Origin of the sequence: Neisseria sp. HMSC15G01, assembly GCF_001808255.1 — a bacterium.
GTDB lineage: Bacteria > Pseudomonadota > Gammaproteobacteria > Burkholderiales > Neisseriaceae > Neisseria > Neisseria subflava_A.
Map to the genome: position 1 here is coordinate 105544 of NZ_KV792697.1, position 12006 is coordinate 117549.

Annotated in this window: 8 protein-coding genes; 5 read left to right on the forward strand and 3 right to left on the reverse strand. The window is 48.5% G+C overall.

Annotated features, from left to right (window positions below; translation table 11 throughout):
- Positions 1-220: 220 nt before the first annotated feature.
- The 4 genes from HMPREF3139_RS09545 (at position 221) to pflA (ending at position 6254) form a co-directional block, all read left to right on the forward strand.
- Complete coding sequence (locus HMPREF3139_RS09545) at positions 221-1378, forward strand: ATP phosphoribosyltransferase regulatory subunit (protein WP_070461767.1); 1158 nt, start codon at positions 221-223, stop codon at positions 1376-1378.
- Between the two features lie 43 nt (positions 1379-1421).
- Positions 1422-2720, forward strand: coding sequence for an adenylosuccinate synthase (locus tag HMPREF3139_RS09550; RefSeq protein ID WP_070461768.1), 1299 nt, complete (start codon positions 1422-1424; stop codon positions 2718-2720).
- A gap of 302 nt (positions 2721-3022) precedes the next feature.
- Entirely contained in the window at positions 3023-5308 is a 2286-nt protein-coding gene (gene pflB / locus HMPREF3139_RS09555; RefSeq protein WP_070461769.1) for a formate C-acetyltransferase, read from the forward strand.
- 139 nt (positions 5309-5447) lie between these two features.
- Positions 5448-6254 carry a pyruvate formate lyase 1-activating protein gene (gene pflA, locus HMPREF3139_RS09560; RefSeq protein WP_039862212.1) on the forward strand — a complete coding sequence of 269 codons (807 nt, stop codon included), beginning with the start codon at positions 5448-5450 and terminating at the stop codon, positions 6252-6254.
- Positions 6255-6320: 66 nt separating this feature from the next.
- Here pflA and HMPREF3139_RS09565 read toward each other — a convergent pair whose 3' ends face one another.
- A complete protein-coding gene (locus HMPREF3139_RS09565; protein WP_070461944.1) occupies positions 6321-8033 on the reverse strand; it encodes a proline--tRNA ligase in 1713 nt (570 codons plus the stop codon).
- Positions 8034-8528: 495 nt separating this feature from the next.
- On the opposite strand from HMPREF3139_RS09565, the gene fghA reads away from it, so the two are divergent.
- Complete coding sequence (fghA, locus tag HMPREF3139_RS09570; protein ID WP_070461770.1) at positions 8529-9377, forward strand: S-formylglutathione hydrolase; 849 nt, start codon at positions 8529-8531, stop codon at positions 9375-9377.
- 92 nt (positions 9378-9469) lie between these two features.
- Here the strand turns inward: fghA and recA are convergent, their stop codons facing one another.
- Both recA and aroA read right to left on the reverse strand, forming a co-directional pair.
- Positions 9470-10516 carry a recombinase RecA gene (recA, locus tag HMPREF3139_RS09575; RefSeq protein ID WP_003680794.1) on the reverse strand — a complete coding sequence of 349 codons (1047 nt, stop codon included), beginning with the start codon at positions 10514-10516 and terminating at the stop codon, positions 9470-9472.
- Positions 10517-10663: 147 nt separating this feature from the next.
- Positions 10664-11956, reverse strand: coding sequence for a 3-phosphoshikimate 1-carboxyvinyltransferase (aroA, locus tag HMPREF3139_RS09580; RefSeq protein ID WP_070461771.1), 1293 nt, complete (start codon positions 11954-11956; stop codon positions 10664-10666).
- Between the last annotated feature and the right edge of the window lie 50 nt (positions 11957-12006).

Consider the following 12006-nt stretch of genomic DNA (forward strand, 5'->3'; position numbering starts at 1 on the left):
TAAACAGGGTGCAAAATTCGTTTTAATATGGTAAAGTCTGATTTTAATAACTCGACGGTTTGAAGCCGTTACTCAGGGGCTGTTTAAATTTAAAATCAGTTTTGTTGAAGCCGCATCAGATTTGCTATTGATGCATTCAGGAAAATTTCAGTCGTCAGGCTGATTTGGTTTTAAATTTAATCAGCCCTTTATGTTTACAAAAAAACAGAGGTAGATTCTCATGAAGTCTTGGCAGCTTCCTGAACACGTTGCCGACGTGTTACCGACCAATGCCCGACAACTGGAAAGCGCCCGTGAGCGGTTGTTGGCTTTGTTTCGCGTGCATGGTTATGAATTGGTGCAACCGCCATTGATGGAATACAGCCATTCCTTATTGACGCATATCGATGCCGGTTTGTCTTTGAAAACCATTTTGGTCGTCGATCAGCTTAGCGGCCGTCAGCTCGGTATCCGCGCGGATATTACGCCGCAGGTGGCGCGCATTGATGCCCATTTGCTTTCCGCCAATCAAGGCATCAACCGTTTGTGCTATGCCGGCTCGGTGCTTCATGCGCGGCCTGACGGATTGCTCAATATGCGCGAGCCTTTGCAGGCCGGTGCGGAAATGTACGGCTTGGAAGGCATTGAAGCAGACATCGAATTGATTGATTTGATGCTGAAAAGCATGAAAATCGCCGACATGGGCGAAGTTCTGCTTTCATTAGGCCATATCGGTGTATTCCGCGCTTTGGCAAATGCCGCTCATTTGGACGAGCAACAATCGGCAACCCTGCTGTCATTGATGCAGGACAAAGATGCCGAGGCTGTCAGCCAGTTGGTCAAAGAGTGGAAACTCGACGGTATGTGGGCAAAAGCGTTTTCACTGTTGCCCCGACTGTACGGCGGTCGCGAAGTGCTGACTTTGGCCCGTGAGAAATTACCTGAATTATCCGCAGTCAGTGCGGCGCTGGATGAATTGCAGGCCGTATGCGATGCGTTCCCAAATCAAAAAGTGCATATCGATTTGTCGGAATTGCGCGTTGACAATTACCATACCGGCTTGCTTTACGCGGCTTATGGTTCAAATCTTTATGATGCCGTGGCGCGCGGCGGCCGTTATGACGGTTTGGGCGGATACTTCGGACGCGCACGTCCGGCTGCCGGATTCAGTTTTGATTTGCGCAGCTTTATCGGCCGCCTTCCCGCTATCGGACGAGAGTCCGTGGTGGCGGTCGATGTCAAAGACATGCCTGCGGCTCAAGAAGCGGTAGATGCTTTGCGCGAACAAGGACAATGTGTCGTTATCGATTACGGTATCGGCTACAACGGTTCGGAAGAGGTTACAGGCCGTCTGAAACAAGTGGACGGCGTTTGGAAAGTAATCGCTTTGAATAATTGAGTTTTATTTTGAAATTTTGTATCTGAAATAAGGTTAGATAGCTATGGCTAAAAATGTTGTCGTAATCGGTGCCCAATGGGGTGATGAAGGCAAAGGTAAGATTGTTGACTGGCTGGCGGAAGAAACCAGCGGTGTTGTACGTTTCCAAGGCGGCCACAATGCCGGCCATACATTGGTCGTCGGCGGCAAAAAAACCATTTTGCGTCTGATTCCAAGCGGCATTTTGCATGAGACTTTAGACTGCTTCATCGGTTCGGGTGTCGTGGTTTCTCCTGAAGCATTGTTGGGTGAAATCGACGAATTGAACGCCGCCGGTGTGAAAAACGTTGAAGGCCGTCTGAAAATTGCGCCGACCTGCCCATTGATTCTGCCTTACCACATTGCGCTTGACCAAGCACGCGAAGCTTACCGCGGTAAAAGCAAAATTGGTACAACCGGCCGCGGCATCGGCCCGGCTTATGAAGATAAAGTTGCCCGTCGTGCGATCCGCGTGGTGGACTTGTTGCACCCTGAAAAACTGGTTGAAAAACTGGAAGCTGTTTTGGCTTATTACAATGTTCAGTTGCAACACCTGCACCATGCCGAGCCGGTAAAACTTGAAGACGTGATGGCGGTCATTGAAAAAGTTGCGCCGCGCATTACGCCGATGATTACCGATGTTTCCCGTGTTTTGAACGAGAAAAACCGCAAAGGCGAAAGCCTGTTGTTTGAAGGCGCGCAAGGTACGTTGCTTGACATCGACTACGGTACTTATCCGTTTGTAACTTCGTCCAACTGCTTAGCCGGTGCCGCTTCTGCCGGTGCAGGCGTGGGCCCGCAAATGCTGGATTACGTTTTGGGTATTGTTAAAGCCTATACGACCCGCGTGGGTTCCGGCCCGTTCCCGACTGAATTGTTTGACGAAGTGGGTGCAGGTTTGGCTGAGCGCGGTCATGAGTTCGGCTCTGTAACCGGTCGTGCGCGTCGTTGCGGTTGGTTTGACGTGGCTGCGTTGAAACGCTCCATTCAAGTTAACGGCATTTCCGGCATGTGCATTACCAAGCTGGATGTCATGGACGGTGTTGAAAACATCAATATCTGCGTAGGCTATGAATTGCCTGATGGCAGCAAAACCGACATTCTGCCTTGCGGCTCTGACGCGGTGGAAACCTGCAAACCGATTTATGAAACCATGCCGGGTTGGAGCGAGTCGACTTTCGGTGTGAAAGAGTACGACAAGCTGCCTGAAAACGCTAAAGCTTATCTGAAACGTATTGAAGAAGTGTGCGGTGCGCCTGTGGCCATTGTTTCAACCGGTCCTGACCGTGAAGAAACCATTGTTTTGCATCATCCGTTTGCTTAATTGATTAAGTGAATAAAAGGCCGTCTGAAAATTCAGACGGCCTTTTATATAAAATGCAATAAAAACTCAGCCCTGAAGAACACCTGTCTTCAGGGCTGAATTTTGTATTTTACGCCGTTTTGAAGTACGAATGTTTGGAAAATGAGATGTAGTGCCAAGTAACAATTATTCTCATTGACGTAAATCAAGAAAAACCAAATCTGTAATTTTATTTCACAAAAACCCCTGTAAATAAATGGGTATTGATGTTATCCTTTCAGAAAATTTACAGTCTATATTTTCAATAAAATTAGGAGCTTGATATGTCAAATGATGTTCAGCAACGTCCTGCCGCTTGGGAAGGTTTTGTCGGTGGCAACTGGGAAACCAACGTAGATGTCCGCGATTTTATTCAAAAAAACTACACGCCATATGAGGGCGATGCTTCATTCTTAGCACCTGCAACCGAAGCCACAACCAAGCTGTGGGCGGAAGTGATGGAAGGTATCAAGGTTGAAAACCGTACACACGAGCCGTATAAAATCGACGCGCAAATCGTCTCCGGTATTACCAGCCACGCTCCAGGCTACATCAACAAAGATTTGGAAACCATTGTCGGCCTGCAAACAGACGAGCCTTTGAAACGCTCTATCATGCCGTTTGGCGGTTTGAAAATGGTGCAAGACGCGTGCAAAGTGTACAACGTTGAATTGAATCCCGAAGTCAGCGAAATTTTCACCAAATACCGCAAAACCCACAACCAAGGCGTATTTGACGTTTATACGCCCGACATCCGCCGCTGCCGCAAATCAGGCGTGATTACCGGCCTGCCGGATGCTTATGGCCGCGGCCGTATTATCGGCGACTACCGCCGCGTGGCATTGTACGGTATCGACTTCTTGATGAAAGACAAACTCAACCAGTTCAACTCACTGCAAGCCGATTTGGAAAACGGTGTGGACTTGGAAGAAGTGATCCGCCGCCGCGAAGAAATCAATGAGCAATATAAAGCATTGAACCAAATGAAAGAAATGGCAGCTTCTTACGGCTACGATATTTCCGGCCCTGCAAAAAATGCACAAGAAGCCATCCAATGGACTTACTTTGCCTACCTCGCTGCCGTTAAATCTCAAAACGGTGCGGCGATGTCTTTCGGCCGTGTATCTTCATTCTTGGATATTTATATCGAACGCGACCTGAAAAACGGTGTGATTACCGAAACCCAAGCGCAAGAATTTATCGACCACTTGGTGATGAAACTGCGTATGGTCCGTTTCCTGCGTACGCCCGAATACGACCAACTCTTCTCCGGCGACCCGATTTGGGCAACCGAATCCATCGGCGGTATGGGCTTGGACGGCCGTACGCTGGTAACCCGCACCAACTTCCGCGTGCTGCATACCCTGTACAACATGGGCCCGTCTCCTGAGCCAAACATCACTGTATTGTGGTCAGAACAACTGCCTCAAGGCTTTAAAGAATTCTGCGCCAAAGTATCCATCGATACTTCGTCCATCCAATACGAAAACGACGATTTGATGCGCCCTGACTTTAATAGCGACGACTACGCCATTGCCTGCTGCGTCAGCCCGATGGTGGTCGGCAAACAAATGCAGTTCTTCGGCGCACGCGCCAACTTGGCTAAAACTCTGCTGTACGCAATCAACGGCGGCGTGGATGAAAAATCTAAAGAGCAAGTTGGTCCGAAAACCGAGCCGATTATGGACGAAGTTTTGGACTACGACACTGTCTTTGAGCGCATGGACAAATTCATGGATTGGTTGGCAACCCAATACGTTACCGCGCTTAACATTATTCACTACATGCACGACAAATACAGCTACGAAGCCGCGTTGATGGCGTTGCATGACCGTGATGTGAAACGTACGATGGCATGCGGTATCGCCGGTTTGTCTGTGGCTGCCGACTCATTGTCCGCCATTAAGTACGCCAAAGTGAAACCGATTCGTGACGAAAATGGCATTGCCGTTGACTTCGAAATCGAAGGCGAATACCCACAATTTGGTAACAACGACGACCGCGTTGACGATATCGCCTGCGATTTGGTTGAACGCTTCATGAAAAAAGTGGCAACCCACAAAACTTACCGCAACGCTACTCCGACTCAGTCCGTACTGACCATTACTTCCAACGTTGTTTACGGTAAGAAAACCGGTAATACTCCAGACGGCCGCCGTGCAGGCGCTCCGTTTGGTCCGGGTGCAAACCCAATGCACGGCCGTGACGTCAACGGTGCAGTCGCTTCATTGACTTCCGTAGCCAAACTGCCATTTGAGTTTGCCAAAGACGGTATTTCTTATACCTTCTCCATTATTCCTGGCGCGTTGGGTAAAGACGAACATTCTCGCGAACGCAACCTTGCCGGTTTGATGGACGGCTATTTCCACCATGAAGACGGTAATTTGGAAGGCGGCCAACACTTGAACGTCAACGTATTGAATCGCGAGACTTTGGAAGATGCGATGCACAATCCGGAGAAATATCCGCAGTTGACCATTCGTGTGTCCGGTTATGCGGTTCGCTTCAACTCGCTGACCCGCGAACAACAGCTTGACGTGATTACCCGTACGTTCACAGAAACCATGTAATCCGGGTGGAGAAACAAACCGGAAGCTAAATTTGCATTTGGTTTGTTTTGAAACAAAGCTCCGAGGCCGTCTGAAATGTTCAGACGGCCTTTATTATCGTACAATCCATATAAGCAAAAACATTTTTGAGCCGAACACTATGTCCACGACTTTTGCCATTACCCCCGAGCCGGCACTGAAAGACCTTGGTCACCGTCACTATAACGGCAAAGGCATTATTCATTCGATTGAATCTTGCGGTGCTGTCGATGGTCCGGGTTTGCGCTACGTGCTCTTTTTGCAAGGCTGCCTGATGCGTTGCCTGTATTGCCATAATCGTGACACATGGGATCTTCATACTGAGCAGGCGCAGGAATTGGATGTGGCAACTGTGATGAAGCAGGTCATGACCTATCGTCATTATTTGCGTGCGACAGGCGGAGGCGTAACGGCAACCGGCGGCGAGCCGTTATTGCAATATGAGTTTGTGCGCGATTGGTTTACGGCCTGCCGGGAACACGATATCCATACCTGTCTCGACAGCAATGGCTATGCTTTGCACTATGATTCGATTTTGGATGATTTGCTCGATCATACCAATTTGGTCATGCTCGACTTAAAACAAATCGATCCTGAAATTCATAAAGTGCTTGTCGGTATTCCAAATACCAAAACGCTGAAATTCGCGCGCTATCTTGCCGAACGCAATCAGCCGACGCGTGTGCGTTATGTGGTTGTTCCAGGCTACACTGATGATGAGCGTTCAGCGCATTTATTGGGCGAGTTTATCGGTGATATGGATAATGTCGAAATGGTCGAGCTTTTGCCGTATCACGAATTGGGCGCACACAAATGGGCTTTGTGCGGCGACGAATACAAGTTAAAAGGCGTACATCCGCCGCCTAAAGAAACCATTTTGAAAATCAAAGAAATATTAGAGAGCTACGGAAAAAACATTATTTATTAAAACAGAAAAAGGCCGTCTGAAACGAAATAATCAGTTTCAGACGGCCTTTTCATTATTGAAAAAAATTTAAGCGTTCAATGCGGCCAGAACCTTGGCAACAACTTCTGATACTGCAACAGCTTGAGCCTGATTGTCACGGCGTTCGGCATATTCGACATTGCCTTCTTTTAAGGCGCGATCACCGATCACGATGCGGTGAGGAATACCCAACAGCTCAGAGTCATTCAGCAATACGCCCGCACGTTCATCGCGGTCATCCAACAATACATCCGCACCGGCAGCCAAAAGCTCGGCATAGATTTTGTCAGCGGCTTCGCGTACGGCTTCAGATTTTTTGTAGTTCATCGGCACGATAACGACTTCAAACGGCGCCATTGCTTTGGTCCAAACAATGCCTTTTTCGTCGTTGTTTTGTTCGATGGCGGCAGCAACAACGCGGGTAATACCGATACCGTAGCAGCCCATTTCCATGATTTGGGATTTACCGTTATTGTCCAAGAAGCTGACATTCATGGCTTGGGTATATTTATCGCGTAATTGGAAAACGTGGCCGACTTCAATACCACGCGCCAGTTTTAGACGGCCTTGTTCGTCAGGGCTGATATCGCCTTCGATGACATTGCGCAAATCGACAAATTCAGGCTCGTCAGCATCTCGGCCGAAGTTGAAGCCGGTATAGTGGTAGTCGTCTTCGTTCGCGCCGATAACCCAGTCTGCGCCTTTTTCAGTAGCGAAATCGGCATAGACTTTACCTTTGAAGTTGACAGGGCCGAGAGAGCCGCCGTTTGCGCCGAATTGTTCAATAATCACGGCAGGGCTCGCCATGGTCAGTGGCGATTTTACGCCGGCCAGTTTTTCTGCCTTGATGTCGTTAAATTCATGGTCGCCACGCAACAGCAGCAGGACGAGTTCGCCTTCGTTTTCGCCTTCAACCACGATGGATTTGAGGGTTTGTTCAACCGGAATATTGAGGAATTCAACCAAAGACTCAATGGTTTTGACGTTTGGCGTATGTACTTTGGTCAACTCGGCCTGAGCAGCAGCGCGTTCGCCTTTAAGCGGCAAAGTCGGCGCCAGCTCGATATTGGCGGCGTAATCAGAAGTGTCGCTATATGCAATAACGTCTTCGCCGCTTTCAGCCAATACTTGGAATTCGTGAGAGCCGGTACCGCCGATGCTACCGGTATCCGCGGCAACAGGACGGAATTCCAAACCCAAACGGGTGAAGATACGGCAGTAAGCGTCGTACATATCTTGATAGGTCGTCTGAAGCGAGGCATAGTCGGCATGGAAGGAATAAGCGTCTTTCATGACAAACTCGCGTGCACGCATCACACCAAAGCGCGGACGCACTTCATCGCGGAATTTGGTTTGGATGTGATAAAAGTTTTTCGGCAATTGTTTGTAGCTGTTGACTTCTTTGCGCACGATGTCGGCAATCACTTCTTCACAAGTCGGACCCATACAGAAATCACGGTCATGACGGTCTTTCAGGCGCAGCAGTTCTTTACCGTAAAACTCCCAGCGGCCGGATTCCTGCCACAGTTCGGCAGGTTGTACCACCGGCATCAGCAGCTCCACGCTACCTGCGCGGGCCATTTCTTCGCGCACGATATTTTCAACTTTGCGCAATACGCGCAGACCCATCGGCATCCAAGTATAAAGACCTGATGCGTTGGCTTTGATCAAGCCGGCACGAATCATCAGCTTGTGGCTGGCAAGTGCGGCTTCGGCAGGGGCTTCTTTAAGGGTAGAAATGAAGAACTGGGAGGCTTTCATGGCGTATTTTTCTTTCTTAAAAATAAGTGCGTATTGTAACGCAAAATGTATGACCGCGTGTCTTTTGAATGGCATCTGATGAAATCGGCCGTTGTTTTACGCAGCTTTTGATTCGGGGCGATTTTTAGGGATGTCAACCCTAATTTATGCACAAAGCCGCATAACCTTGTTTTACCTATAAATTTTCACTGTATGATTATAGTAAAATCTTATAAATATAACTATTTGATTTTATTATGTTTTATTTGATTAAATTTTAGTCAATTTAAGACTTGGTTTGTTCCTAAAGAAAATTTTACGATTACCCAAAGCTTATCAACAGATTTATCCACAGAGATTGTGTATAGATTTTAAATGCCGCCAGCGTAATGATTTTGCATGATTGGCAACCTTGTTTAAAGCAGATTTGATTGCCTTAAAAAGATGGGGCAACAACACGATGGGCAGGTTTTGCGCTAACATTCTGCTTATTGCTGTTTCCTTACAAGAGGTAAAATGAAAAATTCAGAATTGCATTTGCTGGAACGCAGAAAGATGTTTAACGGGTATCAGGAACGGTACCGCCATTTTTCTCAAACCTGCCGGACGGATATGGTATTTGATGTCTATCTGCCGCCACAAGTCTTAAAAGGCTATCCCGCGCCTGTTTTATATTTTCTTTCCGGTTTAAATAGCGATGGTTCTGAATTGGTTCGGCAAAGTGGAATCCAACGTTTTGCGGCACAGTGGAATATTATTGTGGCTTTTCCGGATACCTCGCCACGCGGTCAGCATGTTGCCGACAGTGAGGAACATTATCTTGGACAGGGTGCCGGATTTTATGTCAATGCAACTGAAGTGCCTTGGGCGCAGCATTACCAAATGGAAAGCTATATCAGCCAAGAATTGTCTGATTTAATCGAGCATCATTTTCCGGTAACGAAAGAGCGCAGCATTGCAGGTTTCAACATGGGCGGGCATGGCGCGCTGCATTTGGCTTTGAATCATCCAGGCCGATATGCTGCGGTTTCAGCCTTTGCGCCTTTATGTCATCCTATCGATACGGAAGGCGGCAGGCAGGCGTTGTCAGCTTATTTGGGCCAAAACGTGGAAACGTGGAAACGCTATGACAGTACAGAGCTGCTTCAGACGACCTCGCATAAATTGCCTGTTTTGATTGATGTCGGCAGTGAAGATGCTTTGTATCCTGAAGTCCTGCAACCGGAAGGGTTTGTCCGCTCAGCACGCGAAAAAGGTTTCAATATCCAATATAAAGTACGCCCGGGCTATGGGCATGACTATTTCTTTATTGCCAGCTTTATCGATTCGCATATTGAGTTTCATGCTCAGGCATTGGGGCTTTAAGCAGTATTGAATAAAAGGCCGTCTGAAATCCGATTAATGGTCGGATTTCAGACGGCCTTTATTTGGTCTTTAACCTTTAATTTCAAACAGACTTATTCCTCAGGACGTTCGCCGTCGGTATCGTCCAATTTGCCTTCGGTAATATCGACATTGATACCGACTGCCGCACGGATTTTGGCATCGATTTCGTTGGCGATATCAGGGTTTTCTTTCAGCCAAACGCGTACATTGTCTTTACCTTGGCCGATTTTTGCGCCGTTGTAGCTGTACCATGCACCAGATTTTTCAACGATGTCATGTTTGACGCCCAAGTCGATCAATTCACCTTCCCAGCTGATGCCTTCACCGTAAAGAATATCGAATTCGGCTTGACGGAATGGAGGTGCAACTTTGTTTTTGATGACTTTGACTTTGGTTTCGTTACCAATGACGTCATCGCCTTTTTTAATCTGACCGGTACGGCGGATGTCGAGGCGGACGGAGGCGTAGAATTTGAGTGCGTTACCGCCGGTCGTGGTTTCAGGGCTGCCGAACATCACGCCGATTTTCATACGGATTTGGTTAATGAAAACAACCAATGTATTGGTGCGTTTGATGTGGCCGGTCAGTTTGCGGAGGGCTTGGCTCATCAGGCGAGCTTGCAGGCCGACGTGGCTGTCACCCATTTCGCCTTCGATCTCGGCTTTAGGTACAAGTGCGGCTACGGAGTCGACAACAACCATATCGATACCGCCTGAGCGTACCAATGTATCGCAGATTTCCAATGCCTGTTCGCCGGTATCCGGTTGGGAGAGATAGAGTTCTTCGACTTTTACACCGAGTTTGCGGGCGTAAATCGGGTCAAAAGCATGCTCGGCATCGATGAATGCGCAGATGCCGCCATTTTTTTGGCATTGGGCAATGGCTTCGAGACAGAGTGTGGTTTTACCGGAGGATTCCGGGCCGAAAATTTCAACCACGCGGCCGCGGGGCAGACCGCCAACGCCGAGTGCCAAGTCCACGCCGAGGGAGCCGGTGGAAATAACATCAAGGTTTTCTTCCTGTTGGCTGCCGTCCATTTTCATGATGGAGCCTTTGCCAAAGTTTTTTTCGATTTGGGCAAGGGCGGCGGCTAAGGCTTTGCTTTTTTCGTCTGACATGTTTTCTCTCCGAAAGGAAATATGAATCGCTAAGAATTTATTTAGCTATTATCGCATAAATTAAGAAAAAGTATAGTTTTATTTTTATTTTTCAGACGGCCTGTGTTTTTTGTATGCAACAGGCCGTCTGAAACTTTGAATAATCAATCAGTTGGTTAATGATGCAAAAACTTGGAAATACTCGGGGAAAGTTTTATGCGTACATTTCGGGTCGTTGATGATGACGGGGACGCCCAAAAGCGAAGCCAGCGAGAAACACATGGCCATGCGGTGGTCGTCGTAAGTATCAATGACGGCATTGGGGGTAAGTGTTTCGGGCGGCGTAATATGGATGGCTTCGGCTTCTTCAACGACTTCTGCACCCAGTTTGCGCAGTTCGGTTGCCATAGCGGCGATGCGGTCGGTTTCTTTGACGCGCCATGAGCCGATATTGCGCAGGGTGCAGGGTTGCTTAGTGGCCAGCGCAACAATGGCCAGAGTCATGGCCGCGTCTGGAATATGGTTGGCATCCAAATCAAAAGCCTGAATCTTGCGCTCGGCAGGACGGGAAATTTCTACAAAATTTTCGCCCCAAATGACATCTGCGCCGATTTTCTCCAATTCACGCGCAAAGGCAACGTCGCCTTGGATGCTGTGTGCGCCGATGCCGGTTACGCGGATGGGTGTACCCGCAATCAGGCCTGCGCCCAAGAAATAAGACGCGCTGGAGGCATCGCCTTCTACATATAAATGCTCGGGCGCATGATATTTGGCACCAGCCGGGATTTTAAATACACGGTAGTCTTCATTGATGATGTCCACACCGAACTGCGCCATCAGCTTGAGCGTGATGTCGATATAAGGTTTGGAAATCAATTCGCCTACCATGTGGATTTCAAATGCTTGTCCGGTCAAGGGCAAAGCCATCAGCAGGGCGGTCAGGAATTGGCTGGAAACATTGCCTTTAATCGGAATAACGCGCTCGCCGTTGTCTTGGCGTTTGCCGATCTGAAGAGGCGGATAGTTTTCATTGCCCAGATATTGTACGTCCGCGCCTGCAATCCGCAGCGCATCCACCAAATCGCCGATGGGGCGTTCGTGCATACGCGGTACGCCATGCAGATGATAGTCGCCACCCAAAACGGCAAGCGCGGCAGTCAAAGGACGGAATGCCGTACCGGCGTTGCCTAAAAACAAATCGGCGGTTTGGTTGGGAAAGCGGCCGCCGGTGCCATGAACTTTCAGACGGCCTTCAGGTAAAGATTCAATTTGAACACCGAGTTTATCGAGTGCTTCAAGCATTCGGTCGGTATCGTCGGATTTGAGCAAAGAATGGATTTCGCAAACGTTGTCGGAGAGTGCCGCCAAGAGTAGCGTGCGGTTGCTGATGCTTTTGGAACCGGGCAGGGCAACGGTCGAAGGCTTGAGTGTAGAAGCGGGCAGGCGGATGGATTCGGTCATGGCTGGACTAAGCTCATTTGAGTTGTAAATTAGACCGATATTATACGCAG

What these genes read in the sequence shown, in the direction of transcription:
- aroA (WP_070461771.1), bottom strand. Translation starts at nt 11,956, where the DNA reads ATGACCGAATCCATCCGCCTGCCCGCTTCTACACTCAAGCCTTCGACC.
- HMPREF3139_RS09545 (WP_070461767.1), top strand. Translation starts at nt 221, where the DNA reads ATGAAGTCTTGGCAGCTTCCTGAACACGTTGCCGACGTGTTACCGACC.
- pflB (WP_070461769.1), top strand. Translation starts at nt 3,023, where the DNA reads ATGTCAAATGATGTTCAGCAACGTCCTGCCGCTTGGGAAGGTTTTGTC.
- HMPREF3139_RS09550 (WP_070461768.1), top strand. Translation starts at nt 1,422, where the DNA reads ATGGCTAAAAATGTTGTCGTAATCGGTGCCCAATGGGGTGATGAAGGC.
- fghA (WP_070461770.1), top strand. Translation starts at nt 8,529, where the DNA reads ATGAAAAATTCAGAATTGCATTTGCTGGAACGCAGAAAGATGTTTAAC.
- recA (WP_003680794.1), bottom strand. Translation starts at nt 10,516, where the DNA reads ATGTCAGACGAAAAAAGCAAAGCCTTAGCCGCCGCCCTTGCCCAAATC.
- pflA (WP_039862212.1), top strand. Translation starts at nt 5,448, where the DNA reads ATGTCCACGACTTTTGCCATTACCCCCGAGCCGGCACTGAAAGACCTT.
- HMPREF3139_RS09565 (WP_070461944.1), bottom strand. Translation starts at nt 8,033, where the DNA reads ATGAAAGCCTCCCAGTTCTTCATTTCTACCCTTAAAGAAGCCCCTGCC.